Raw genomic sequence first — 25,204 nt, forward strand, 5'->3', positions numbered from 1 at the left:
GGCATGCTCGAACTGATCCAGGAATACTGGCTGTACTTCCTCGTCGGCCAATACCCGAACGGGCCGCTCGGCGGCCTGACGCTCACGGTGCTGCTGTCCGGCGCCGCGCTGCTGCTGGCGATGCCGCTGGGCCTGCTGCTCGGCGTCGCGCGCGTCAGCCCCTGGCGCGCCGTGCGCTGGCCGACCGCCGTGCTGGTGCAGGTGGTGCGGGCGGTGCCGCTGCTGCTGGTCGTGTTCTGGGCCTACTTCTTCCTGCCGGCGGTGACCGGCGTGAAGACCGGGCAGGCCACCACGATGCTGATGACGCTGGTGCTGTTCGACGCGGTGTATCTCGCCGAGATCGTCGCCGCCGGCCTCAAGGCGCTGCCGAAAGGGCAGATGGAAAGCGCACGCTCGCTCGGCCTGAATTACGTGCAATCGCTGCGCCTCGTGCTGCTGCCGCAGGCCCTGCGCCACGTGCTGCCTTCGCTGGTCAACCAGCTGGTGGCGACCATCAAGGCGACTTCGCTGGGCTACATCATCGGCCTGTCCGAGGTGTCCTTCATCGCCACCCAGGTCAACACCCTGGTGTTCACCAAGGCGGTCGAGGTCTACATCATCCTCGCACTGACCTATTTCGTCCTGTGCTTCGGCCTGTCCCGGCTGGCATTCCTGCTCGAGCGCCGCATCGGCTCGGGCGCCCGGTTGTAAAGAAAGTTCGAACGATGATCGTTCTCGATAAAGTCAACAAGTGGTACGGCGACTACCATGCACTGGTCGACGTGACCGAAAGCGTCGCGAAGAACGAGGTCGTGGTCGTCTGCGGTCCCTCGGGCTCCGGCAAGTCGACCCTGATCCGCACCCTCAACCGCCTCGAGGAAATCGACGGCGGACGCATCGCCATCGACGGGCGCGACATCCACGCGCGCGGCCTCGACGTGAACGCGCTGCGCGCGGGCATCGGCTTCGTGTTCCAGCACTTCAACCTGTTTCCCCACCTGACGGCGCTGGAGAACTGCACCCTGGCGCCGATGAACCTGAAGCGTGCGACCAGGGCCGAAGCAAAGGCCTACGCGCTCGAACTGCTGGACGGGGTCGGCCTCGCGCACAAGGCCGACGCCTACCCGCACCAGCTCTCCGGCGGCCAGCAGCAGCGGGTGGCGATCGCCCGCGCGCTGGCCATGCGCCCGCCGATCATGCTGTTCGACGAACCGACCAGCGCGCTCGATCCGGAGATGGTGGGCGAAGTGCTCCAGGTGATGCGCAAGCTGGCCAGGCAGGGCATGACCATGGTCTGCGTGACCCACGAGATGGGCTTCGCGCGCGACGTGGCCGACCGCATCTGGTTCATGAGCGAGGGGCGGATCCTGGAGCAGGGAACCCCCGAGGCATTCTTCAGCAATCCGACCCATCCTCGGGCGCAGCAGTTCCTGGCGGACCGGAACAGCCGATAAACGTAGGGTGGGCACGCTGTGCCCACGCGGAACGCACCACACTGTTGGCGGGTTTTGGACCCGGACCGTGGATCATCGTCGGCGCTTCCAAATGATCATTCGAGCCGTTTCGACATTCCTGTGCCGCGTCTGAAACCGCGCTACCACGCGCCGTCTTCCGCGTGGGCACAGCGTGCCCACCCTACGGTCGCCGCCGCAGGCTTCGATCACGACTTCAACGCGCTCAAATCCAGCTCGACCCAGGTCGGCACGTGGTCGCTCGGCTTTTCGCGTCCGCGCACCTCATGGTCGGTGCCTGCGGCGCGCAAGGCCGGCGCCAGGCTGGGGCTGAGCAGCAGGTGGTCGATGCGCAGCCCGGCGTTGCGACCGTAGGCATTGCGGAAGTAATCGTAGAAGGTATAGATCACCTCGTCCGGATGCATGGCCCGTAGCGCGTCAAGCCAGCCCTGGTTGACCAGGCGGTGGAAAGCCTCGCGCGTCTCGGGCCGGAACAGCGCGTCGTTCACCCAGCGCTCGGGCTTGTAGACGTCGAGCTCGGTCGGCATGACGTTGAAGTCGCCCGCAATGACGACCTTCGCCCCGGTATCGATGAGCTGGGCTGCGCGCGCGATCAGGCGCTCGAACCAGGCCAGCTTGTAGTCGAACTTCGGCCCCGGCGCCGGATTGCCGTTCGGCAGATACAGGCCGCAGACGACGATGTCGTTCACCACCGCCTCCAGGTAGCGGCTCTGTTCGTCGTTCGGGTCGCCCGGCAGGCCGCGCGTGACCTCGACCGGATCCGTCCCGCGCGCCAGGATCGCCACCCCGTTCCAGCTCTTCTGGCCCTGCCAGATCGCGCCGTAGCCGGCGGCGTTGATTTCCGCCAGCGGGAAACGCTCCTGGGGCGCCTTCAGCTCCTGCAGGCAGGCGACATCCGGTTTTGTTTCTTCCAGCCACTGCAGCAGGGCCCCCAGGCGGCTGCCGATGCCGTTGACGTTGAAAGTGGCGATGCGCATGGATTCTCCGATGTGATGAGTTGATGGTGTTGTAGCGCAGCGCGGACTGGACAGGCGCACGGCAGCGTTATCCGCCGTGCATGAGGCCCGGCCGCTAACGCCGAGCGTGCGCGCGAGAATTTGCAAAAAAGATATTATTGGATTTTACACACCACCCATCGGAGATGCTCATGTTTAAAAATACCCTGCGCGCCCTCACTGCTTCCGTGTTGCTGGCCGCGACCGCCCAGGCTTCCGCAGGCGGCTGGGTTTACAAGACCCTCGACGTCGAGGGCGTGCTGGTCGAAGCCGTCGGTCCTTCCGCCCGCTGCCCGTCGAAGTTCGGCGGCACGATCAGCGGCCACGGCGAGAGCGAATTGATGGGCAAGGTGGTCTTCATCGCAACCGACTGCATCACCCCGGCCGGCCCGCTGTTCAACTTCAGTGGCGGCAAGTTCATCGTCATGACCACCTCGGGCGACCAGATTTTCGCCAACTACAGCGGCCAGTTCGTGCCGACCGGCGAAGGCGCGAAATACGTCTTTTCCGGCGCCAGCTTCCAGGTCACCGGCGGTACCGGCAAGTACGCCCGCATCACCGGCGGCGGCACCCTGACCGGCGGCGAAGACATGGCGACCGGCCAGGGCAACATCAAGCTGTCGGGCCGGGTGCTGTACCTGCAAAAATGATCGCGAGCCGGCGCCGCGGCGCGCCGGCAGCGGCCGCCTTTCAGCGGCGCGGGCGCGGCGACGGCGGCGCAACCAGCATCAGGCGCGCGCCGGGCGACTTGGTGCGCGCCTTCAGCCACGCCTGGGCGCGCTCGAGCTCATCGGGTTTGAGCGCGCGCTTGCAGCGGGCGCTCAGGATCGGCACCTGCTGCGCGCTGCCGTCCTCGGCGGCGGTAACCACCACGTTGCCCACCAGTACGTCGGTGCAGTCCGGATACTGGGCGCTCAGCTCGGCGGCAATGTCGGTGGCGGTCTTGTCCCAGGCCGCGCGTTGCGCCAGCTGTTCGCGCAATTGGGCGATCGTGGCGTCGCGTTCGCGCAGCCCGTTCTGGGTGTCGCGGAAGATCTCGGCGAGGATATCGGCTTTCAGCGTGGTCACGTCGACCCGGCTGTCTTCGGCCTGGTGCACGACCAGGCGGGTGCCGGCCAGGCCCGCGTCCGCCAGCTTCTTCTCGATCGCGCCGATGGCTTCGGCGGGCATGCGCACGCCGACCAGGGTCAGTTCGATCTTGCGGTCGAGCGCCGACAGGTTGGTATCGACCACGTGGGTCCGGGCGCCATGGAATTCCTGGCGGATGAACTGGCGGGCGCGGCTGTCGAAGACTTCGTTGTCGACCAGCTGGATCGCCAGGTAGATGCTGGGGAGGGCGGTCAGGGTGACCACCGCGATCAGGGTGCGCTTGACCCGGCGCTCGACGCGCGGGTCGACGAACTTGCGGTGCGGCAGGCGCAGGTATTCGATGACGATCACGGTCGATGCCGCAATGAACACGCAATTGATCGAGAACAGGTAGAAGGCGCCGCCGAACATGGCCCAGTCGCCGTTGGCCAGGCCGTAGCCTGCCGTGCACAGCGGCGGCATGAGGGCGGTGGCGATCGCCACGCCCGGGATCACGTTCGATTTCTCGCGCCGCGTCATGCCGATGATGCCGGCCAGGCCGCCGGCCAGGGCGATCAGCACGTCCCATAGCGTCGGCGTGGTGCGCGCCAGCAGTTCCGATTGCGCTTCCTGCAGGGGGGTGAGCAGGAAGTACAGGGTCGAGGTCGCCAGGCTGATCCCTGCGGCAATGCCGAGATTGAGCAGGGAGCGCCGGATCAGCGGAAAGTCGAAGATGCCGATCCCGTAGCCGATGCCGACGATGGGCCCCATCAGCGGCGAAATCAGCATCGCGCCGATGATCACCGCCGTCGAATTCGTGTTCAGGCCGATCGAAGCGACCAGGATGGCGAACATCAGGATCCACGGCGTCGCGCCGCTCAGTTCGACGCCCGCGCGGATGCTGCGGTCGATGACGTCGTCGTCGGCCTTGTCGTGCAGCAGGCTGAAGCGGTGCGAGACGGTCGGTGGCGGTTCGGGCGGGGAAGCGGGCGAGGCCGTATCGAGCAGGGCCTCGCGGTCGGGATGGCTCATGGATTCCTCCAGCGTGCGCAGGGCGGCACGGCGGAACGACAGGGGAAGAAAAGGACGCGGTACATGGGGGCTCCTTGCAGGCCGGGCGCGCTGACTGCGCCCGGACAACTGAAAAAAGCGATTGTTGCCGAAAGTCTCTATTTGTACAAATCTATTTCACTGGGTTGGTCATGCGAAAAGAGCGGCACTTGCCGGCGCAGGAAGACATCTCTCTCCCGGCGATGCCGCCGCTTCGCCGCTCTTTCACGACTACATTCCTACAAATGTAATTGCATCGTCGGTAATTATTCGCTACAATAACATGGGCGCCCAAGGCTCATGCCGTTCAGTCAAGCTGGAAATGGCTTGCTTCGGGCACGCATCGTAGGGTGGGCATTCCGTGCCCACGCGTTTCGTGCGCCTCCTTCGTCTGCCGGCAGGAACTTCTCGCCCGCTAAGGTCAATCCTGGCCCGCTTCCATTGCACACGTTGCGGGCGAAATGTCGCCGCATGTGACTGCCGGCTACGTGCGTAACGCGTGGGCACGGGGCGCCCACCCTACGAGTTTGTGAACAAATCCACCATGGCGGCGTTGCATCGTCTTGCCGTACGAGCGTACTGTCTTCGACGACGCGCCTTGCCCTGGTGTTTTTTCACAAACTCTACGACTACGGCTTAACTGAACGGCATGAGCGCCCAAGGGCTCCCTTTTTCTTTTCTCCAGACAAAAGCGGTCAGATGACAAAGACGGATCCGGGCGGCGCGCCGCCGGAAAGCGGCGAGCACGCTGCACGCAAGGGCGGGCGCGGGCATGACTGGCGCCATGCGATGCGCTCGGAATTCTCCGACTGGCAGCTATGGTGGGGCAGGGCCGTGGTGGTCGGCCTGGCGGTGCTGTCCGGCCTCGTCATCGTCGGCTTCACGGCGCTGGCGGAGCAGGCCGCGGACCTGTTCGATTACCTGCGTTCGACCTGGTGGTGGAGTCCCTTGCTGTGGACGCCGCTGGTGGCCGCTGCCATCGTCTGGTGCACCCGCCGCTTCGCCCCTGGCGCCGCCGGTTCCGGCATTCCCCAGGTCATGGCCGCCCTCGATTCCGGGGTCGACAGCGGTTCGCGCGGGCTGTTCGTGTCGCTGCGCCTGAGCCTGGCCAAGATCCTGCTGACCGCCGGCGGCCTGCTGGGCGGCCTGTCACTGGGGCGCGAAGGCCCGTCGGTGCAGATCGCGGCCGGCGTCATGCTGCAGGCGCGCCGCCTGATTCCGCAACACCGCAGTATCCACGTGCACGGCCTGCTGGTGGCCGGGGGCGCGGCCGGCATCGCCGCCGCCTTCAACACGCCGCTGGCCGGCGTCATGTTCGCCATCGAGGAACTGGCGCGCGCCCCCGAGCAGCGCAACAGCGGCCTGATCATCACGGCAATCGTGCTCGGCGGCCTGGTCGCGGTCTCGGTGTACGGCAACGCCACCTATTTCGGCGTGATCCGGGTCGCCCACCTGGACCTGGCCCTGCTGTTGCCGGGGCTGGCGCTGACCGTGCTGGCCGGCGTCGCCGGCGGCCTGTTCTCGCGTCTCCTGATCACCTCGCTGCGCGGGCTGGGGCACGACCCGATGAGCCGGCTGCGCGGGCGCCGCCCGGTCGTGTTCGCGGCGCTGTGCGGTCTGCTCGTGGCGCTGATCGGCCTGGTGACCGATGGCGCGACCTTCGGTTCCGGCTACGCCTCGACCCGCGCCATGGTCGAGGGCACGGGCGTGATGCATGTGGCCTATGCGCCTTTCAAGTTCCTGGCGACCTGGCTGAGCACCTGGTCGGGCGTCCCGGCCGGCATCTTTGCCCCTTCGCTGGCGATCGGCGCCGCCCTCGGCAACGACGTCGCGCTCGTGGTCTTCCATACCCAGGTGCCGGCCCTGATCGCGCTGGGCATGGTCGGCTTCCTGGCGGCCGCCACCCAGGCGCCGCTGACCGCCTTCATTATCGTCATGGAAATGGTGAACGGCCATGCCATGGTGCTCAGCCTGATGAGCTGCGCCCTGGTGGCCAGCTTTATCGCCCGCCTGATCAGTCCGCCCCTGTATCCGACGCTGGCGCGGCTGCAGCTCGAACGCATTCCCCGTCCCGCCGAGGCCCAGCCGCCTGCCGAGGCGCAGCCGCGCGCTTGAGTGCGGTCGTGCGGCGAGTCCTACAGCAAGGACGCCCGTGTGCCTATTGCAAGGGTTTGCCGGGCGCTTATCATCTTCGGAACAGCAACGAGACCGGAGATGATGATGTCTACTTCCACCGACAAGAAGGATGTACAGGGCCGTTCCTGGGACCAGATCACCAAGGACGGCACCAGCAGCGCCGGCAGCATGGGCACCGGCGGCACCGGCGACATCGGCAGCATGTCGGGCCAGTCCGGCGCGGGCAGCCAGCAGGATGCGCGTACCGACGACCTGCTGGCCACCGATTCCGACCAGGGCGGCGGCGCCGAGGGCTTCCAGAATCCCGACGGCAAGGGTGAACTGCAGACGGGCATGGAAGGCATCGGCAACCGCACCGGCAGCGGCGCCGGCAACCGCCAGTCCGGCGGCCAGCCGCAGGAAGGCCAGCTGAACCAGCAGGGCTCGGGCGGCATGCGCAGCACCGAGACCGACCGCGACCGGGACAATTCCGCACGCGAAGACCAGCAGAACCGCTGATCCGGCCCCAGGCCCCGGGACGCGCGGGCGGCAGGCTGGTCGTTACACTGGCGGCAGGGCGCAGGCGCCTGCCCGCCTGCGCGTTTCCCACATGTACGAGGAGACCCGCCACATGAGCGAACACATCGCGGAAGACAGCGCGCAACACAGCGTGCAGCACATCGGCATCGTCGCCTGTTCGGCCGAAGGCGCCGCGCTGTGCTACCGCACCACCTGTATCGAAGGCGCGAAGCGGCTCGGCCCGCACGCGCACCCCGAAGTCAGCATGCACACCCCGTCCTTCGCCGATTATGTCTCCTGCATCGAGCGCGGCGACTGGGAAGGCGTAGGAGAGCTGATGCTGTCCTCGGCCGGGAAGCTGGCCCGCGGCGGCGCCGATTTCCTGATCTGCCCCGACAACACCATCCACCAGGCGCTGCCCTTCATCGAGCAGCGCTCGCCCTTGCCCTGGCTGCACATCGTCGACGCGGTCGGCGAGCAGGCGCTGGCGCGCGGTTATCGCAAACTCGGCCTGCTGGGCACGCGCTGGCTGGTCGAGAGCGAGGTCTATCCGGCCAGGCTGGAAGCCCTCGGCATCGAGAGCGTGCGCCCGACGCCCGAACAGCGCGAGGACATCAATCGCCTCATCATGGACGAACTGGTCTGCGGGGTGGTGAACGCGGAGACCGTACCGCGTTTCCAGAGCGTGATCCAGACCCTGGCGGCCGAAGGCTGCGACGCCGTGGTGCTCGGCTGCACCGAGATCCCGCTCGTGATCAACAAGGACAACTCGCGCCTGCCGATCCTCGATTCGACCCGCCTGCTGGCGCGTGCGGCGCTGGAGCGGGCGATCGGGGCGAAGGAGGGCGCGCAGGCGCAGGACTAGACGCTCAGGCGACCGGGCGCGCCGCGCGCAGCGTCAGCTTCACGATCTCGCCCGACCGCCACAGGCGCATGCGCGGCCCCCAGCCGCCGGCGCCGCGGCTGACTACCAGCGACATCGGGCCGACCTGGTACTCGCCCATGTAGCGCGGGAAGCGCCGCTGGACCAGGAAGTTGAAGGGCCAGATCTGGCCGCCGTGGGTGTGCCCGGACAGCATCAGGCCGACGCCGCGCGCGGCGGCCTCCTCGACGACCGGGGTGGCGGGGATATGGCACAGCAGGATGGTGGCCGTTTCGCTTTTTTCAGGGACGACCGTGTCCAGCCCGCCCAGGTATTCGCGGCCGCCGCGCATGCTGCGGCCAATGTCGTCGATCCCCGCCAGCGCCAGGCCCGGCGCCAGTTCCACCTTCTCGTTGCGCAGCCAGCGAACGCCTCCAGCCGCGAATTCGGCGATGGTGGTGTCGGCGTCGCCATAGAACTCGTGGTTGCCGGTCACCGCCCACACGCCGCGCGGCGCTTCCAGGGCGCGCAGCACGGCCGCCAGCTCCGGCTCGCCGAGCGGATTGTCCTCGACCTGGTCGCCCACCATCAGCACCGCGTCCGGCTTCAGGGCGTTGATCTGGGCGACGCGCTCGGCCATCCAGCCGGAGCGGCGCTGGGCGCCCAGGTGCAGGTCGGTGACGGCCACCAGCACCATGCCGTCCAGGTTCGCCGGCAGGTTCTTCAGCGCCACCTCGTATTCGCTCACCGCCGGTGCGCGCACGGCCTGGAAGATGGCGAAGGCGCTCACCAGCACGCCGGCCGCCGCGCCGGCGGCGAGAATGCGCGGCGCCTGCCTGCGCCACCAGAAACCAAAGCCGGTCAGCAGGTCGGCCGCCAGCAGGCACAGGGTCATCAGGAACAGCACGCCGAGCCAGGTCATCGCGAACTGGCCGGGATACCAGCGCCAGTCGATGGCTTCGTCGCCGAGCTGCACGCCCCAGAGGTACACCAGCCAGAGGACCACTGCGCCGATCCACCAGGCGCGCGCCGGCACCCGTTCCCGCACGAAGGGGACGCGGTGAAGACGGTGGGCGACGTAGAAATGGAAGAGGGAACCGATGACGTTCAGGATGATCGAAAACATGCGCACGCTTCGCCGGCGCCGGCCGGCCTTGTCGGATGAATGGCGGCGCGCGAAACCGGGCGCCGGGAATCGGGCGATCTTAACCGATGCGCGCGGGTCCTGCCGGGGGCGCCCGTTTTCGCGGCCTCGGGCCGGCCGCTGCGGCCAGGATCTTGCGAAAGCGCGGGCATTCGAGGTGGCTCTGCGCGGAGCAGACGGCGGCGTGGCGCAGGCCGTCGCGCAGGGCGCCGAGCTTGCGGATGGTCCGGTCCAGGTCATCGGCCTTCGCTTCCAGCATCCGGCGGTCGATGGCGAGGCTGCCGTCGGGGCCGAACATCTGCGCGATCTCGGCCAGCGAGAAGCCCGAGGCCCGCCCGAGGGCAATCAGCGCCAGGCGTTCGATCACGCCCGCATCGAATACCCGGCGCAGGCCGTGCCTGCCGTTCGAGGCGATCAGGCCCTTTTCCTCGTAATAGCGCAGTGTCGACGCCGGCAGGCCGGAGCGCTTTGCCACTTCCCCGATGTCCATCGTTATCCCCTTGACTTCAAGTGCACTTGAGGTGGCACGATGGCATCCATCGATCAACCGGCGCAAACGGAGGCTGGACATGGAAAGCAGGAACGAGCGCGGGCAGGGTGGGCTGTGGAACGGCGGCGCCGGGAATGCCTGGGTAGAGGAACAGGACCTGATCGACCGGATGTTCCGGCCGGTCGAGGACCTGCTGGTGGAGGCGGTCGCGCCGGGACGGGCGCTGCGGGTGCTCGATGTCGGCTGTGGCACCGGCGCGACCACGCTGGCGCTGGCGCGGCGGCTGGGGCCTGGTGCGCACTGCACCGGGATCGATATCTCGGCGCCGATGGTCGACGCGGCCCGCCGGCGCGCTGCCGAGGAAACGAAGGAAGCGAAGGACACTGCGGCGGTGGACTTCGTGTGCGCGGACGCGCAGCGGCATGCCTTCGCGCCGGGGGGCGTCGACCTGGTCGTGTCGCGTTTCGGGGTGATGTTCTTCGACGACCCGGTGGCGGCTTTCGCCAACCTGCGCCGGGCCACGCGGACAGGCGGGGCGCTGCGCTTCGTCGCCTGGCGCGGGCCCGAGGAGAACCCCTTCATGACGGCGGCCGAGCGCGCGGCCAGGCCCTTGCTGCCCGACCTGCCCGAGCGCGTGCCGGACGAGGCGGGCCAGTTCGGTTTCGCGCGCGAAGCGCGGGTGCGCAACATACTCGAGCAGGCCGGCTGGGAAGGCCTGGCATGCGCAGCGGTCGATGTGCGCTGCGGTTTTCCCGAAAGCGAGCTGACTGGCTACCTCAGCCGTATGGGACTGGTCGGACGCGCCCTGGAAGGCGCGGACAATGCGCTGCGCGAGCGGGTGATCGCGCAGGTGCGTCCCGCCTTCGATCCCTTTGTCCACGAGGGCATGGTGTCGTTCATCGCGGCCTGCTGGCTGGTGACCGGGCGCGCAGGAGCGGCATAGGCTGCTCCTGCGCGCGCTGGAAGGCAGCGTCGGCTCAGCCGGCCGCCGCCCGGGCCGTCCCAAGGCCGGCCATGCGCTCGACGAAGGCGGCGGTCACCTCCGGCTGGGTCACCGGCAGCATGTGGCCGCCCTCGACCAGTTCCAGCTGCGCACCCGCGACCTTGTCGACCAGGGCCTGGCCATTCTTCTTCCAGTCCAGGATGGCGTCCTGGCGGCCGTAGAGCACGCCGACCGGGAGCTTCAGCTCGGCGTAGCGCTCCTGGACCGCGGGCATGCGCAGCGGGATCGCCTGCAGGTCGCTGGACGCGGCCAGGAACTGCTTCGGGCGCAGGCTGAGCAGGCCGCCGCCCTTGACCGCGAAGTCGGCGGGCACCGGTTCCGGCGCGAACACGTGCGCCAGGACCTTCTTGCTGCCGGCGATCGAAGCGGGCGTGGCCAGGGTCCAGGCGAACAGCTTCCTTACCCAGCGCGTCTCGATGGTCAGCGCCCTGAAGGCCTCGGGCACGGTGTCCGGCGCGTGGGTGAGCGGCGCCACCAGGGCCAGGGCGCCGACCGCGCCCGGATGCTCCAGCGCCAGCGTGAGCGCAATGGCGCCGCCGAGCGAGTGGCCGACCACGGTCGGGCGCTGCAGCCCCAGTTTGTCGACCAGCACCGCCAGCGCCTCGGCCTGGCTCGATACGTCGGCGCCATGCAGTTCCTCGCGCAGCGAGTGGCCCGAGCCCGGACGGTCGACCACGGCCACGCGGTAGTTGCGCGCCAGGCGCTCGACCAGCCCATAGTCGAAGTGGCTCATCTGGCCGCCCAGGCCGTGCACCAGCAGCACCGCCGGCGCCCCCGCGCCGGCGCTGTCGTGTACCCGCACGTGGAGGCGCCCGCCCGGCACCTCCACGAACTGGCCCTTCGCGGGCAAGTACTGTTCGATGCGGCGCGCGGTGCGGTGGGTGAACCAGGCCAGGCCAAGCAGCACCAGCGCGACCAGGGCAAGGAGGAAGAGCAATGCGTTCATCGGGAAGTCGCTTTCTTCAGGAGACGCCAGTAATTGACCGGCGAAATGCGTTCGAGGAGGGAGACGGCCTTGGCGTCGCTGCCGACCAGGATGCGGGCTTCGCGCCGCTCGATGCCGCGCGCGATGATCTCGCCGGCGGTTTCCGGCGGCAGGCGCAGGAGTTTTTCCGCGATCCTGCGGCCGCGCTCGATCTCGTCCTTCGGCGCGTCAAGCGGCACGCGGGCGCTGCGCGCGATCGAGGTCGCCACGCCGCCGGGGTGGACCACGCTCACGCCCACGGTGCTGCCTTCGAGCTCGTGGCGCAGCGCGTTCGAGAAGCCGCGCACCGCGAACTTGCTGGCCGAGTAGGCGGCCTGGCCCGGCGGCGAGACGATGCCGTAGATGCTCGATACGTTCACCACGCGCGCGTCGTCGCTGCGCCGCAGGTATGGCAGGAAGGCGCGCGTCATGCGCACCACGCCATGGAAGTTGATCTCCATGAGCCACTCGAAATCGTCCTCGGACACCTGCTCGAAGGTGCCGCCGAGCGCCACCCCGGCATTGTTCACCAGGATGTCGATGCGCGCGTGGGCGGCCTGCACTTCCTCGGGCAGGGCGCGCACCGCCTCGCGGTCGGCGACGTCCAGCACATGGGTGGTGACGCGCACGCCCTGGGCGCCCACCATCCAGGCGGTCTCCTTCAGGCCCTCGGCGTTGATGTCGGCCAGCGCCAGGTGGCAGTGGCGGCGCGCGAGCGCGGTGGCGGTGGCGCGGCCGATGCCGCTGCCGGCGCCGGTGATCACGGCGACCCGGTTCGATACGTTCAAGGCATGGCTCCTTTCGATCCGAAACGGATGACGCCGTCGGCGATGCGGCCGAAGCGGATCGTCATCATGTCCTGCAGGTAGTTCTGGTAGACCTGCCACGGGCGGCGCGAGCCCTGCTTCGGCAGCATGGCGGCGGCGCGCTGCACATAGCCCGAGGTGAAGCTGAGGAAGGGTTCGGGCTGCACGCCCGCTTCCGGCTGCACCACCGCGATCGCCTGGCCATGGCGGTCCATGTGGCGCAGCAGGCGGCAGACCCAGGCCGCGGTGAGGTCGGCCTTCAGGGTCCAGGACGCGTTGGTATAGCCGAAGGTCATGACGCTGTTTGGCATACCGGACAGCATCATGCCCTTGTACGACATCGCCTGGCTCGGATCGAAGGGCTGGCCGTCGACCACGATGGCGGCGCCGCCGAGGATGGACAGGGACAGGCCGGTGGCCATGACGACCACGTCGGCTTCCAGTTCCTGGCCGGACGCGAGCAGGATGCCGCGCTCGGTGAAGCGTTCGATGTGGCTCGTCACCACGTCGGCCCGGCCCTTGCGCATCGCCCGGAACATGTCGCCGTCGGGCACGACGCAGACGCGCTGGTCCCAGGGCTTGTAGCTGGGCGTGAAGTGGGTGGCGACGTCGAAGGAAGGCCCGAGCTGGTGGGCCGCCATCTGCACGATCTTCTGCTTGACCAGCTCCGGTCTGGCGCGCGCGATGCGGTACAGCAGCATCGATTCGAGGATCACGCGCCAGCGCGTGGCCCAGTAGGCCGCCTTCGGCGGCAGCAGCTTCTGCAGGCGCCGCGCGAAACGGTATTCGGACGGACGCGAGACGACATAGGTGGGCGAGCGCTGCAGCATGGTGACGTGGGCCGCCTCCTTCGCCATCGCCGGCACCAGGGTCACGGCGGTGGCGCCGCTGCCGATCACGACCACGCGCTTGCCCTTGTAGTCCAGGTCCTGGGGCCAGAACTGGGGCTGGACGATGCGGCCGCGATAGATGTCCTCGCCGTCGAAGGCCGGCCGGTAGGCATGGTCGTAGCTGTAGTAGCCGCTGCACATGTGGAGGAAGCGGGCGCGCAGGATGCGCAGCTCGCCGCTGGCCCGGTGTTCGACATGCACGGTCCAGCAGGCCTGCGCGCTCGACCACTCGGCGCGCACCACCTTGTGGCCGAAGCGGATGTGGCGCTCGATGTCATGCTGGTCCGCGGTCTCGCGGATGTAGTCGCGGATCGAGGGGCCGTCGGCGATCGCCTTCGCGGCCAGCCAGGGCTTGAAGGCATAGCCCAGGGTGTACATGTCGGAGTCGGAACGGATGCCGGGGTAGCGGAACAGGTCCCAGGTGCCGCCGATGGCGTCGCGCGCTTCCAGGATGGCGTAGCGCTTGCCGGGGCAGCGCGCTTGCAGCATGGCCGCGGCGCCGATGCCGGACAGGCCGGCGCCGACGATCAGCACGTCCAGCAGGTCCGGCGCGCCGTCCGTCTCGGGATGGGTATGCATGGTGTCTCGATTATCATTCTAATAAAGTGACACTCTACATTGTCAACATTGGGATGACAAGCCAGAAGTTGCCGGGACGGATAGCCGCTGTGTCAGAATAGCGGCATGACCCCAGAATCCACTCCGGCGCGCGCCTATCGTGGCGTGTCGCTCGATGCGCGCCGCGCACAGCGGCGTACCCGGCTGATCGAAGCGGCGATCGCCGTGTACGGCGAACGCGGCTATCGCCAGGCGACGGTGAAGGCCGTCTGCGAAGCGGCCGGCCTGACCGAGCGCTATTTCTACGAATCCTTCGAAAACAGCGAGGACCTGCTGGTTGCCTCGTTCAACGCCGTGACGTATTCGGTGTTCGGCGAGATCGCGGCAGCCGCCCAGGCGGCCGGCCGTTCGCGCCCGGCTCGGGCGCGCGCCATGCTGAGTGCCTACTTCGGCGCGCTGCAGCGCGACCCGCTGTCGGCGCGCGTGTTCCTGGTCGAGATCCGCGGCGTCAGCCGCGCGGTGGACAAGGCCTTCGATGCGGCGCTGCGCGTGATCGGCGCCGAGGTGGCGCGCCACGTCGCCGGGCCGGACGCGGTGGCCGACGAACTGCTGCAGGCGGGGATCGTGGGCGGGGTCATGCATATCGCCCTGCGCTGGATTGACCAGGGCTACCAGCCCCCGCTCGAGAGCGTCATCGAGACCGCGCTGCGCCTGGGGATGGTGCTGGCCGCGCCGGCGGGCGCGCGCAAGGCGCGCCAGGCCCCTGCGGCGGCTGCCACTTAGGGTGCACTCCTAGTCCTCGGCGAAGAAGTCGGCGTCCAGCACCAGCGCGCGCAGCGGCCGGCATTTTTCCTCGGCCAGCTCCGCCTTGCTGCGCAGGCGCCTGGCCTCGCTGCCCTTGCCGGCAGCGGCCGCCATGTCCGCCATCTGCTGCAACAGCAGGATGCGCTCCTCGACTGCCCGCACCAGGTCCCAGATGCCGTTGTCGATCGCTTCGTTGACCTCGACAAGCAGCGAGGTGGGCGAATACGCGTGGCCGGTATGGCAGCGAAACCGCACCATTCGCCCTTCCTCGATCTGCACGAGTACCCCATGGCATTCCGGACAGGTGTATTTCGATACCTGTCCAAGATTCATTACACCGGCTTGCATTCCGTTTCCCTCCAGGGCGACCAGGTTCTCGACCCGCTGGCCCGCACGCGGCGCATCGTTCCCGGGCAGGCGCCGGGCCGTGGCGACCTCCTCGGCGATCCGTTGCGCCAGCAGATGGGGGGCTCCGACGAGGTCCATTCTAGCGCGCCTGGACGCGCCCCGGCATCCGATGGCAGCCGCACGCGCTTGCACTCCTGGCTGCAAGGCATGGAAAAAAGATAAAATAACCAAAGGTCATCGAAGGATCGGACATGCTCGGTACGTGGAATATGCATAGGTGTAATAGTGGGGACGGGCCGCCGGCGGCCGGCCGTGGTGTGCCCGCCGTCGACGCGGAGGCGGCGGCATCGCCGGCGCTGTTGCCGCGGCTGCGTAAAGTGCTGGTCGTCGACGACGAGCAGGACCTGGCGGACATGGCCCAGGCCCTGCTCGGCGCGCACGGTCTCGCTGTCGTGGTCGCCTACTCGGCCCAGGAGGCCCTGCGCATGCTTGCCAGCGACAACGAGATCGATGCGGTCTTCTCGGATGTCGTGATGCCGGGGATGACGGGCCTGCAGCTGGCCGATGCGGTCACCGAGATGTACCCGAAAATCAAGGTCGTGCTGGCCTCCGGCTACACGTTGCCGGCGCTGCTGGCCGAGCGCGAGCGCCACTACCTGTTCGCCACCAAACCCTACCGGATCGAGACCATCCTCAAGCTGCTGCGCACCTAAAGCAGCCCAGGCGCCGTTCAGGGCGCCGCGCCGATACCGTCGATGACGGCGACCAGCGCGCGCATGTCGACCGGCTTGACGAAGTGGTGGTCGAAACCGGCGCTGCGCGAGAGCACCCGGTCATGCGCCTGGCCATAGCCGGTCAGCGCCAGGTAGAGCGCCGCGCGGTCGCCCTGCAGCGCGCGCAGGCGCCGCACCAGTTCGTAGCCGTCGATGTCGGGCAGGCCGATGTCGAGGATGAAGACCTGGGGCCAGTCGGCCTGGACCATCTCCAGGGCCTCGCGCGAGGATGCGGCGGTGGCCACCACGTGGCCGAAGGCGCGCAGCACCTCGGTAAGCGACTGGGCGGCGTCGAGGTTGTCGTCGACGACCAGGATGCGCGCCCGTCCGGCATGCGCCGCGGGCGCGGCTGCCGGCGCCGCCGTGGCGGGCCTGTCCAGCTTGTTGTCGGCCAGCCTGAGCGTGACGCTGAAGGTGCTGCCCTGGCCGAGTCCTGCGCTGCGCGCCTCGACGCTGCCGCCGTGCAGCTGGACCAGGCTCTTGACCAGGGCCAGGCCCAGGCCCAGGCCGCCCTGGGAACGGTCCGGCGTGCGCTCGGCCTGGGTGAACAGGTCGAACACATGGGGCAGCACGTCGGGCCCGATGCCGATGCCGGTGTCGCGCACGGCGACCGTCACGCTGCCTTGTCCGCGCTGCACCGACAGCGCGATGCGTCCGCCCTGGGGCGTGTACTTGGCGGCGTTGTTCAGGAGGTTGGCGAAGACCTGGACCAGGCGGGTGCGGTCGCCGTCGACCCAGCCGCCGCCCTCCACCTGCAGTTCGAAGGCATGGCCGCGCGCCTCGATCAGCGGGCGCGCCTGTTCGACCGCGCCGGCCACCGCCGCCCCGATGTCGACCAGGGTGCGGTCGAGCTGGACCAGGCCGCGCGTGACGCGCGAGACGTCGAGCAGGTCGTCGACGAGCTCGGTCATGTGGCGCACCTGGCGCCCGATGATCTCGCTCGAATAGCGCAGGCGGCGCTCGTCCAGGCCTGGCATGGCCAGCAATTGCGCGGCATTGCTGATCGGCGCCAGGGGATTGCGCAGTTCGTGCGCCAGCATCGCCAGGAATTCGTCCTTGCGCCGTGCAGCCGCGCGCAGTTCGGCTTCGCCCGTCTTCTGGGCATGGATGTCGGTCAGGGTGCCCATCCAGTCGCTCACCCTGCCGTCCTCTGCGGCGAAAGGCAGCGCGCGGCTGAGCACCCAGCGGTACTGGCCCGTATGGTGGAGCAGGCGGTGCTCGAATTCGAAGGGTATGCCGGCGGCGCGGCTGCGTTCCCACTGCGCGAGCAGGGGTTCGAGGTCCTCGGGATGCATGGCCGCGTGCCAGCCGTTGTCCTGCAGGCGTGCGGCCGGGATGCCGGTGAACTCGCTCCAGCGCTCGTTGAAGAAGAAAGCGCCGCTGTCCACGTTACTCGACCACACCATCTGCGGGATCACGTTGGCGATCGCCCGGAAGCGCCGCTCGCTGTCCCTGAGCGCCTTCTCGGCCGCCACCTGGGCGCTGATGTCCATGTGTGCGGCGACGGCGCCGGTCAGTTCGCCGCGTGCGTTGCGCATGGCGGCGGCGCGCACCAGCACCGTGCGCCGTGTCCCCGGGCTGCCGAAGGGCTCGATCTCGAACACCCCGGCGTCGCTTTCGCGCCCGGCCAGCACGCGCGCCACCGGCCACTCGTGCGAAGCAAGGGGCTGGCCGGCGTGCGGCCCTTCGGTATGCCAGCCCTTCCATACGGCGTATTCGTCGACCGAGCCGGGCTGGGGATACTCGCCCCAGATCGCATCGTTGGCGGCGTTCCCGATCAGCAGGCGGCCTTCGCGGTCGATGTAGAAAATGCCGACCGGCGCCGCTTCCAGCAGCGCGTCGAGGCGGCGCCTGTCGTTCTCGGCGCGCAGCGAGGCCGCCGAGGCCAGCTGCTCGCTCACGCGCAGCGCTTCGGCCTGGGCCTTGCGCTGGCTGATGTCGACCGCGATGCCGGCGAAGCGCCGTCCGCCGCCGGCCGGATCGGCGAACACCTTGCCGCGTGCGTTGACCCAGGCGTCATGGCCGGAGCGCTGGGGGATCCGGTACTCGATGTCGTACAGGGTTTCGGTGCGGATCGCGTGCTCGATCGCCGCCAGCACCCGTGGCCGGTCGTCCGGGTGGATCATGTCGGTGAAGCGCGCCAGCTCGGTGCCGTCGCGCGCCAGCGCCGCGTCGACCTGGAACAGGCGCGCGAAGCGCTCGTCGACATGGGTGGCGCCGGTCGCGAGGTCATAGCTCCAGGTGCCGATGTTGCCGGAAGCTTCGAGCGAGAGCGCAAGCCGCTCCTCGGCTTCCTTGTGGCGCGCCAGGGCCGCCATCTTGTCGCTCATCTCGACCACGGTGCAGATCAGGCCGCGGACCGCGCCCAGCTCGTCGCGCAGCGGGCTGAAGGAGAAGGTGAACCAGGCCAGTTCAGGGTAGCCGTGGCGCTCGAGGGTGACGGCGTAGTCCTCGAAGAAGAACGACTCTCCTTCCAGCACGCGGCGCACATACGGGGCGAGGGCGGGCCAGGACTCGGGCCAGACCGTGGCGTAAGGCGCGCCCAGGGCGGCGTCGGCCTTCTGGCCGAGCATCGGCACGTAGGCGTCGTTGAAAAACAGGGTCTGTTCCTCGCCCCAGGCGAGAAAAGTCGGAAAGGCCGAGCCGAGCACGATGCCAAGCCCGGTGCGCAGTGCCGGGGCCCAGCTCGATACTGGCCCAAGCGGATGGCCGGACCAGTCGCGTCGGCGGATGCGCTCGCCCATCGCGCCACCCTGGTCCAGGAACGCGTGCTGCTTGGTGCTGCTTTCCACGGCTGCCCTTGCTAAAAAATTTGCATTGTACACAGATGCTGGCGGCCATGCCGGCAGGCGGACGGGCGGTGGCGGCGGACATCCAGGGTACCCGATCGGCGGGGCGCAGCCATTCGTTCAGCGCTTGCAGAGCTGTCTTGCGTGGCTCTTGCACTCGCTGCCAACCGTGCGTGCCCGTTACGCACAGTCGCTTCATACTTCCTGGCTCCGACTACTCGCACAGGACCGGTCATGTCAACAGTCAATATGGATGAACTCGAACGGGCGGCCATGATGGTCGAGGATGGTGACGGTACGATCACGGCCCTGGTATCACGCGAAACAGGCATGATCCACCTCTTGAATGATGAGTACATGGACGAGGAGGCGCCCACGCCATCGGCGTCCGGCGGCTACGACGGCTACGTTCCCGTGCCGGCCGCGGGCACGCTCGGCATCGGAGACGGGCTCGTCCTTCGCTTCGCCGCCATCCACTTGGCCGAAGACCAGCATACTGTCCGCGATCTGTTCCAGAACCGCAATACTGAAGGCTTCGCTCGCCTGCTGCAGGAGCGCGGCGCGGCCGAAGCCTGGGAACGTTTTCACGACGAAACCACTCAAAGCACTCTACGGCGCTGGTGCGAAGCGAATGCTTTGCAACTGGCCGAGTGAGGAGGACCAGGTCAGACGGCCCGCATCCGGTTGTTGCCGCGCACGAGAACGTTCAACGGTCCATGGCCCCAGAAGGCACGATAGGTATTCCAGCCAAGCTCCATCACCGTGGATTCCTCGCGAAAGAAGGCGCCGACATTCCCGACCAGTCGGCCGGTCTCCTTTTCCTCGACAGCCCACCATCCGGCCCCATGTATGAGCCATAGTCCCGCCTGTGAACAGAAGATTCGCCATGCGGCAGGGCGGTCGGCCGGGACCAGGTGGGCCGAGCTTACCGGGTCGGCCAGATGCGCTGCGAATACGTCAAAGTCCTCCCGTCGATATTCACGAAGCACGAGCCGTTCCGTGTGAAGGTATGGAACAGAAGTGATGAAGTCGCTATTCATGAGCCAGACTCCATGTAACGGTGCCGGATAAGCCGTCTTGTCGGCTACAAGCTGCGATTCGCGCCAGTTTCCTGCAGGGCTAGGGTAAAACAGCCGATGGGCAGCAGGATCCCGTTTTGCGAGCGGCGCAGGCTCGGATTCTCGTGGTGTGCAAACCGTCGGCGCATTCAGCCGAACAGAAAAAGCCTGGCGAGGTGCTGCGGGACAGTGGTGACATCGGGTTCCCTTGTTGAATCGATGGACCTGCTCATCATCATCCCGTGTTTGCAGTGCGACAACATCTCTATCTGCCCGCGCGGGGCAAACGCTCAGTCCCAGCCCTTGTCGGTCTCGCTGTCGTAGTTCTTCAGGTCGCGCGCGAACATCTCGTTGAGTTCGTCGCGGGCGCGCTTGGCCATCGAGACATACTGTTCGCGGTCCTTGTAGTAGGGGTAGACCGCGTCGACGCTGGCCTTGTTGTGCTCGCGGAACTTGAGGGTGGCCTCGCGCGCGCGGTAGGCGCCGTAGCCGAGCTGGCACAGCACGCGCCGCCCGAGCTGCAGGGCCGATTCGAAGGTCTCGCGCTCGATCACGGTGATGCCGCGGTCCATCAACTGGTAGTAATGGGTGACGTTGCGCGCCCGCGCCAGGATCGGCAGGTCGGGGAAGTCCGCGCGCACCGCGTCGGCCAGCGCCAGGCTGTCGTCGATGTCGTCGATCGCCAGCACCAGGGCGCGCGCCTTGGCCGCGCCGGCGGCATGCAGCAGGTCGATCCGGGTGGCGTCGCCGTAGAACACCTTCAGGCCGAAGCGGCGCAGCAGCTCGATCTGGTCGGGATCGTGGTCGAGCACGGTCAGCCTGACCCGGTTGGCGATCAGGAGGCGGCCGACGATCTGGCCGAAGCGGCCGAAGCCGGCAATGATCACATGGCCCTCGTTGGCGTCGATGGCGTCGGGTTCCCGGCGGTTCTGGCCGCGGTAGCGCGGCTCGAGCACCTTGTCGTGCAGGAGCAGCAGCAGCGGCGTGGAGACCATCGACAGGGCGACGACCGCCACCAGGATGGACCCGGTCTCGGGCGCGAACACGCGCGCGGTGGCCGCCGCGCCGAACACCACGAAGGCGAACAGCCAGCGCTGGCCGCGCGCGATCCCGAAACGGAAGGACAGGGCGAACAGCACCGCCAGCTTGATCGCGAGAAAAGCCAGCACCAGGCCGAGGATCAGCCAGGGTTGCGAGAGGAAGACGCCGAAGTCGACCGACATGCCGACCGCGATGAAGAACAGGCCGAGCAGCAGGCCCTTGAAGGGCTCGAGGTCGGTTTCCAGCGCATGCCGGTATTCCGAATCGGCCAGCAGCACGCCGGCCATGAAGGCGCCCAGCGCCATCGACATGCCGACCCATTGCATCAGCAGGGAAATGGCGATCACCAGCAGAAGGGCAAAGGCGGTGAAGATCTCGCGCATGCCCGACTTGGCGATGATGCGCAGGGCCGGGCGCACCAGGTAGCGGCCGCCGACCACCAGCCCGAGGATCACGCCGCCGACCCGGGCCGCCTGGAGCCAGCCGCCTCCGCCGGCATGGTCCGCGGCGGCCACGCCCAGCACCGGGACCAGCGCGATCATCGGGATCGCGGCGATGTCCTGGAACAGCAGCAGGGCGAAGCCGGCCTGGCCGGCGGGGGGGGCCATCAGGTTGCGTTCGCCCAGGGTGGCGAGCGCGATCGCGGTGGACGAGAGCGACAGGCCGAGCGCGGCGATCAGGGCCACGCGCCACTCGATCCCGGCCAGCAGGGCGGCGCCGAACAGGGCGGCGGCCACCAGCAGCACCTGGGCCGTGCCCCAACCGAAGATCTGGCGCCGCAGCGACCACAGGCGGTCGGGTTCGAGTTCCAGGCCGATCAGGAACAGCAGCAGCACCACGCCGAATTCGGAGAAATGCAGGATGTCCTCGACTTCGCGGATCAGCCCGAAGCCCCAGGGGCCGATCGCCATCCCGGCCAGCAGGTAGCCGAGTACGGCGCCCAGGCCCAGGCGCTTGGCCAGGGGCACGGCGAGGACCGCGGCGGCCAGGTAGATCAGTGCGTTGGTCAGCAGGCTATGTTCCATGGGTGTGTGCTCCTGGTCCCGGCGTATTCAGGAAGTCCGCGAGGCGGGCGCGGAAGGCGGCGACGTGGGCGGCGACGGCTTCCTCGGAAGCGCCGTTGGCCCCATGCAGGATGTGCGGCGCCAGCCAGCGCATGCCGCACAGGGCGGCGGTCTGCTCGAAAGGCGGCAGGAAGTCCTCGAAAGGACGGCCGTGGCGTTCGCCCGGCGCGTAGGCGGCCAGCGGGCTGCCGGTGGTGGCGGCGAGCAGGTAGCCCTTGCCCTTCAGGGCCGTGGCGCCGGGACCGTAGGCCCAGCCGGGCTGGAGCACCGCGTCGAGCCATTCCTTGAGCAGCGAAGGCATGCTGTACCAGCGGATCGGGTGCAGGAAGACGACCAGCTCGGCCTGTTCCAGCAGCGCCTGTTCGCGCGGCACGTCGATGAAGAAGTCGGGGTAGGTTTCGTAGAGGTCGTGCAGGAGCACGCCCTCGAGCGAGCGGGCGGCCTCGGCGAGGCGGCGGTTGATGCGCGAGCGGTGCGGTGCGGGATGGGCGTACAGCACCAGGATGCGTGGATTGGTCATGCTTGACGAGGCTGTGGTGTTGCACAATTGTACAGGCAGGGCGGGGACCGCGTGGCGCTGCGCCCGCGATCGCGCCCGAGGTCTCGCGCGGCGTCCCGGCCGAGAGCGCCTACCAAGACCTCCATGGCTGCATTGCAGCTCCTCACCGTACAGGCGTACTGTCTTCGTCGCCGCGTCGGGTGGCCGTATCCCTTGCCCTGAAGGTTTTGTCAGGCGCGCCAAGATGGGCCGGTCATGGATGCGGCAAGGCAGCACCGCCTGTCGCCTGCTGTGCAATCGCCTGGCACAAAACGATGAGAAATAATCCTGCGGCCGCGCTATTTGCGCGCGCGAAAGAGCGGCTTCCGATCAATATTATTCAGCCAAATCGGCCTTAGCGGAAACGATTATCCGATTTCACATCGATATATCTAGGCAGGAAATTATTTCATTTTCGACATATATATTATCGGCGGATTAATGATGTGAAAAGAAAGATAATATTTCGATTGATTTGCGCCGGGTTTTATATCCTGCGAAACGAAGGATGAAAAAAAACCGGACTGCGCGGGCAGTCCGGTTCCGGATCGATCCGGCCAGTGCTGGCCGGAGTGCGCGTGTGGCTTAGAACGAGTAAGCGACGCCGGCGACGATCTTGGTGACGTCGGTGTCAGGCTTTTGCACTTCCAGGCGGGCGTTGATGACCGGGGTGAAGGCGTAGCCCATGCCGATGCCGTACAAGGCGTTGTTGCTGTGTTCCTTGGTCTTGACGCCGTTGAACTTCTCTTCGCCGTCGATACGGTTGTAGCCGATACGGCCGAACATGCTGAAACCGCCGCTCAGGGGAACGGTGCCGACCAGCGAAACGTCCATCTGGTCCAGGGTGTAGTCGGCGCCGGTGCCGAAGTCGCTGTCGACCAGGCGGTGGTAGCCGGCTTCGACGGCGACGTTCTGGTTGATGTTGTAGCCGACGAAGGCGCCGTAGCCGCCCTTGTCGTCAAAGCCCGACACCTTGGTCGAGGAAGCGTCGACACCGGCGTAGAACGGGGTCGGTGCGGCAGCGAAAGCGACCGACGATGCGGCAGCCAGGGCGGCTGCGATTGCGATTTTCTTGAACATATTTGATGCCTTTTCTTACGGTGATACAAAAGGGCCGAAACGCCATGTTTCGGCCGGGGCCGAATTATCGCACGAACATTCTATTTCTGCAGAGCAGCACGAAAACGCGTGCTCCAAAGCGCCCGAAAATGTTTATCGCGGGCGAGGCAAATAAATACAATCCGATGACATATTTGCCTGATCGACAATTGCAGAAAGAGGCGCTTCGACGGGAGGCATGGAATGCGCAGGAAGGAAGGAATACGGAGAATGCGCAAGTCCCGCATCATTTCCGGATAATCGGCCGTATTTAATTCGTTTAAAGGCTGGAAAAAGGAGAAGTGAAGAATAGGGGCAGGAAAGCGGAGATTGCTCTCCCCACTTTCCTGCCTTTGCAACCGGCGTGCAGAACGCCTCAGATATGCAGCGCGTGGCCGAGTGCGCGCAGCGCCGCTTCCTGGACCGCTTCGCCCAGCGTCGGATGGGCGTGGATGGTGCCGGCGATGTCTTCCAGCGTGGCGCCCAGTTCGATGGACTGGCCGAAAGCGGTGGACAGTTCCGCGACGCCGCGTCCGACCGCCTGCCAGCCGAGGATCAGGTGGTTGTCGCGGCGCGCCACGACGCGGACAAAACCGTCCGTCGATTCGATCGTCATCGCCCGGCCATTGGCGGCGAAGGGGAAGCTGGCGCCGATGGCATCGATGCCGGCCTTCGCGGCCTCATCCGGCGACAGGCCGACCACGACCACCTCTGGATCGGTATAGCAGACGGCGGCGATCGCATTCGGCGTGAAATGGCGGCGCTTGCCCGAAATGATCTCGGCCACCATTTCGCCCTGGGCCATGGCGCGGTGGGCCAGCATCGGTTCGCCGGTCAGGTCGCCGATGGCCCAGACCTTGCGCATCGAGGTGCGGCACTGGTCGTCGATCTTCACCGCGCGGCCGTTCATGTCGAGCTGCAGGCTCTCCAGCCCGAAGCCGGCGCTGCGCGGGCGGCGGCCCACGGCGACCAGCACGCGGTCGGCCGGCAGCACGCCTTCCTCGCCGTTCGCCGTCTTCACGCGTACGCCATCGCCGGCCGCGTTCAGGCCCAGCACGCTCGCGCCCAGGCGCAGCTCGACGCCCAGGCGCTTTAGCGAGGCCGCGACCGGCTTGGTCAGTTCGGCGTCGTAAGCGGGCAGGATGCGATCCGCTGCTTCCACCACCGTGACCTCGGCGCCCAGCTTGCGGTAGGCCATGCCCAGTTCCAGGCCGATGTAGCCGGCGCCGACCACGACCAGCCGCTTCGGCACGTTCTCGGGCGAGAGCGCCTCGGTCGAGGAGACCACCATGCCGCCGAAAGGCATGAAGGGCAGCTCGACGGGTTCCGAGCCGCTGGCCAGCAGCAGGTGCTCGCAGCGCACGCGCAGCAGTTCTCCATCGGTCTGCTTCACCTCGACCGTCTTGCCGTCGAGGATGCGGGCAAAGCCATTGATCACCTGCACGTCGTTCTTCTTGAGCAGGGCGCCGACGCCGCCGGTCAAGCGTTTGACGATGCCGTCCTTCCAGGCAACGGTGCGCTGCAGGTCGATCGCCGGGTTGCTGGCCATGATGCCGAGGGCCGAGCCGTCGGCATAGTGCCTGGCCTTCTCGAATTCCTCGGCCGCGTGGATCAGGGCCTTCGAGGGGATGCAGCCGATGTTCAGGCAGGTGCCGCCGGGTTGTGCAGCTTCGACCAGGATGGTCTTGATGCCGAGCTGGCCGGCGCGGATCGCGGCGACATAGCCGCCGGGACCGCCGCCGATGACGAGCAGGGTGGTACTGATTTGATTCATCG

At 67.5% G+C, this 25,204-nt stretch carries 24 protein-coding genes; 10 read left to right on the forward strand and 14 right to left on the reverse strand.

Annotated features, from left to right (window positions below):
- Positions 1 to 3: 3 nt before the first annotated feature.
- Both ACSUZJ_RS12930 and ACSUZJ_RS12935 read left to right on the forward strand, forming a co-directional pair.
- The gene (locus ACSUZJ_RS12930) at positions 4 to 690 is read left to right on the forward strand and encodes an amino acid ABC transporter permease (RefSeq protein ID WP_499408716.1); all 687 of its coding nucleotides are present in this window, start codon (positions 4 to 6) and stop codon (positions 688 to 690) included.
- A gap of 14 nt (positions 691 to 704) precedes the next feature.
- The gene (locus ACSUZJ_RS12935) at positions 705 to 1,433 is read left to right on the forward strand and encodes an amino acid ABC transporter ATP-binding protein (protein WP_499408718.1); all 729 of its coding nucleotides are present in this window, start codon (positions 705 to 707) and stop codon (positions 1,431 to 1,433) included.
- A gap of 206 nt (positions 1,434 to 1,639) precedes the next feature.
- Here ACSUZJ_RS12935 and xth read toward each other — a convergent pair whose 3' ends face one another.
- The gene (gene xth, locus ACSUZJ_RS12940; protein ID WP_499408720.1) at positions 1,640 to 2,428 is read right to left on the reverse strand and encodes an exodeoxyribonuclease III; all 789 of its coding nucleotides are present in this window, start codon (positions 2,426 to 2,428) and stop codon (positions 1,640 to 1,642) included.
- 170 nt (positions 2,429 to 2,598) lie between these two features.
- Between xth and ACSUZJ_RS12945 the strand changes: the two genes are divergently transcribed.
- Positions 2,599 to 3,096, forward strand: a complete 498-nt coding sequence (locus ACSUZJ_RS12945; RefSeq protein WP_499408722.1) for a hypothetical protein — start codon at positions 2,599 to 2,601, stop codon at positions 3,094 to 3,096.
- Positions 3,097 to 3,136: 40 nt separating this feature from the next.
- On the opposite strand, the gene ACSUZJ_RS12950 is transcribed toward ACSUZJ_RS12945, so the two are convergent.
- Complete coding sequence (locus tag ACSUZJ_RS12950) at positions 3,137 to 4,546, reverse strand: DUF389 domain-containing protein (protein ID WP_499408724.1); 1,410 nt, start codon at positions 4,544 to 4,546, stop codon at positions 3,137 to 3,139.
- Positions 4,547 to 5,263: 717 nt separating this feature from the next.
- Between ACSUZJ_RS12950 and ACSUZJ_RS12955 the strand changes: the two genes are divergently transcribed.
- From ACSUZJ_RS12955 to ACSUZJ_RS12965, 3 genes are all read left to right on the forward strand, one after another.
- Entirely contained in the window at positions 5,264 to 6,679 is a 1,416-nt protein-coding gene (locus ACSUZJ_RS12955) for a chloride channel protein (RefSeq protein ID WP_499408726.1), read from the forward strand.
- A gap of 99 nt (positions 6,680 to 6,778) precedes the next feature.
- Entirely contained in the window at positions 6,779 to 7,198 is a 420-nt protein-coding gene (locus ACSUZJ_RS12960) for a hypothetical protein (RefSeq protein ID WP_499408728.1), read from the forward strand.
- A 112-nt stretch (positions 7,199 to 7,310) separates the two neighbouring features.
- Positions 7,311 to 8,063, forward strand: coding sequence for an aspartate/glutamate racemase family protein (locus ACSUZJ_RS12965; protein WP_499408730.1), 753 nt, complete (start codon positions 7,311 to 7,313; stop codon positions 8,061 to 8,063).
- 4 nt (positions 8,064 to 8,067) lie between these two features.
- On the opposite strand, the gene ACSUZJ_RS12970 is transcribed toward ACSUZJ_RS12965, so the two are convergent.
- Together ACSUZJ_RS12970 and ACSUZJ_RS12975 are read right to left on the reverse strand one after the other, a co-directional pair.
- Entirely contained in the window at positions 8,068 to 9,186 is a 1,119-nt protein-coding gene (locus ACSUZJ_RS12970; RefSeq protein ID WP_499408732.1) for a metallophosphoesterase, read from the reverse strand.
- 79 nt (positions 9,187 to 9,265) lie between these two features.
- Positions 9,266 to 9,694: a helix-turn-helix domain-containing protein gene (locus tag ACSUZJ_RS12975; protein WP_499408734.1), complete on the reverse strand. Its 429-nt coding sequence runs from the start codon at positions 9,692 to 9,694 to the stop codon at positions 9,266 to 9,268.
- Positions 9,695 to 9,773: 79 nt separating this feature from the next.
- Between ACSUZJ_RS12975 and ACSUZJ_RS12980 the strand changes: the two genes are divergently transcribed.
- Positions 9,774 to 10,637 carry a class I SAM-dependent methyltransferase gene (locus ACSUZJ_RS12980; protein ID WP_499408736.1) on the forward strand — a complete coding sequence of 288 codons (864 nt, stop codon included), beginning with the start codon at positions 9,774 to 9,776 and terminating at the stop codon, positions 10,635 to 10,637.
- A 34-nt stretch (positions 10,638 to 10,671) separates the two neighbouring features.
- Here the strand turns inward: ACSUZJ_RS12980 and ACSUZJ_RS12985 are convergent, their stop codons facing one another.
- Genes ACSUZJ_RS12985 through ACSUZJ_RS12995 form a run of 3 tightly spaced genes read right to left on the reverse strand, consistent with a single transcriptional unit; the run spans position 10,672 to position 13,936 of the window.
- On the reverse strand, positions 10,672 to 11,643 hold the full coding sequence (locus ACSUZJ_RS12985; protein WP_499408738.1) for an alpha/beta fold hydrolase: 972 nt from the start codon (positions 11,641 to 11,643) through the stop codon (positions 10,672 to 10,674).
- Entirely contained in the window at positions 11,640 to 12,449 is an 810-nt protein-coding gene (locus ACSUZJ_RS12990) for an SDR family NAD(P)-dependent oxidoreductase (RefSeq protein WP_499408740.1), read from the reverse strand. Before ACSUZJ_RS12990 ends, ACSUZJ_RS12985 begins: the two co-directional genes overlap by 4 nt.
- On the reverse strand, positions 12,446 to 13,936 hold the full coding sequence (locus tag ACSUZJ_RS12995; RefSeq protein ID WP_499408742.1) for a flavin-containing monooxygenase: 1,491 nt from the start codon (positions 13,934 to 13,936) through the stop codon (positions 12,446 to 12,448). Before ACSUZJ_RS12995 ends, ACSUZJ_RS12990 begins: the two co-directional genes overlap by 4 nt.
- Positions 13,937 to 14,041: 105 nt before the next feature.
- Here ACSUZJ_RS12995 and ACSUZJ_RS13000 point away from each other — a divergent pair, with 105 nt between their 5' ends.
- Complete coding sequence (locus ACSUZJ_RS13000; RefSeq protein WP_499408744.1) at positions 14,042 to 14,698, forward strand: TetR/AcrR family transcriptional regulator; 657 nt, start codon at positions 14,042 to 14,044, stop codon at positions 14,696 to 14,698.
- 9 nt (positions 14,699 to 14,707) lie between these two features.
- Here ACSUZJ_RS13000 and ACSUZJ_RS13005 read toward each other — a convergent pair whose 3' ends face one another.
- Entirely contained in the window at positions 14,708 to 15,205 is a 498-nt protein-coding gene (locus ACSUZJ_RS13005; RefSeq protein WP_499408746.1) for a hypothetical protein, read from the reverse strand.
- Between the two features lie 179 nt (positions 15,206 to 15,384).
- Between ACSUZJ_RS13005 and ACSUZJ_RS13010 the strand changes: the two genes are divergently transcribed.
- Positions 15,385 to 15,780 (forward strand): response regulator, encoded by a 396-nt coding sequence (locus tag ACSUZJ_RS13010; protein WP_499408748.1) that lies wholly within the window; start codon positions 15,385 to 15,387, stop codon positions 15,778 to 15,780.
- 17 nt (positions 15,781 to 15,797) lie between these two features.
- On the opposite strand, the gene ACSUZJ_RS13015 is transcribed toward ACSUZJ_RS13010, so the two are convergent.
- Entirely contained in the window at positions 15,798 to 18,632 is a 2,835-nt protein-coding gene (locus tag ACSUZJ_RS13015) for a PAS domain-containing protein (RefSeq protein WP_499408750.1), read from the reverse strand.
- Between the two features lie 231 nt (positions 18,633 to 18,863).
- On the opposite strand from ACSUZJ_RS13015, the gene ACSUZJ_RS13020 reads away from it, so the two are divergent.
- Positions 18,864 to 19,283, forward strand: a complete 420-nt coding sequence (locus tag ACSUZJ_RS13020) for a hypothetical protein (RefSeq protein WP_499408752.1) — start codon at positions 18,864 to 18,866, stop codon at positions 19,281 to 19,283.
- Between the two features lie 11 nt (positions 19,284 to 19,294).
- Here ACSUZJ_RS13020 and ACSUZJ_RS13025 read toward each other — a convergent pair whose 3' ends face one another.
- The 5 genes from ACSUZJ_RS13025 to lpdA form a co-directional block, all read right to left on the reverse strand.
- A complete protein-coding gene (locus tag ACSUZJ_RS13025; protein ID WP_499408754.1) occupies positions 19,295 to 19,669 on the reverse strand; it encodes a GNAT family N-acetyltransferase in 375 nt (124 codons plus the stop codon).
- Between the two features lie 308 nt (positions 19,670 to 19,977).
- Positions 19,978 to 21,753: a glutathione-regulated potassium-efflux system protein KefC gene (kefC, locus tag ACSUZJ_RS13030; RefSeq protein WP_499408756.1), complete on the reverse strand. Its 1,776-nt coding sequence runs from the start codon at positions 21,751 to 21,753 to the stop codon at positions 19,978 to 19,980.
- Positions 21,743 to 22,312: a glutathione-regulated potassium-efflux system oxidoreductase KefF gene (gene kefF, locus ACSUZJ_RS13035; protein ID WP_499408758.1), complete on the reverse strand. Its 570-nt coding sequence runs from the start codon at positions 22,310 to 22,312 to the stop codon at positions 21,743 to 21,745. The genes kefC and kefF overlap by 11 nt, the downstream gene beginning before the upstream one ends.
- A gap of 603 nt (positions 22,313 to 22,915) precedes the next feature.
- Entirely contained in the window at positions 22,916 to 23,410 is a 495-nt protein-coding gene (locus ACSUZJ_RS13040; RefSeq protein ID WP_499408760.1) for a porin family protein, read from the reverse strand.
- Positions 23,411 to 23,804: 394 nt separating this feature from the next.
- Complete coding sequence (gene lpdA, locus ACSUZJ_RS13045; RefSeq protein WP_499408762.1) at positions 23,805 to 25,202, reverse strand: dihydrolipoyl dehydrogenase; 1,398 nt, start codon at positions 25,200 to 25,202, stop codon at positions 23,805 to 23,807.
- Between the last annotated feature and the right edge of the window lie 2 nt (positions 25,203 to 25,204).

Origin of the sequence: Telluria sp. B2 (assembly GCF_051789535.1) — a bacterium.
Lineage (GTDB): Bacteria > Pseudomonadota > Gammaproteobacteria > Burkholderiales > Burkholderiaceae_D > Telluria.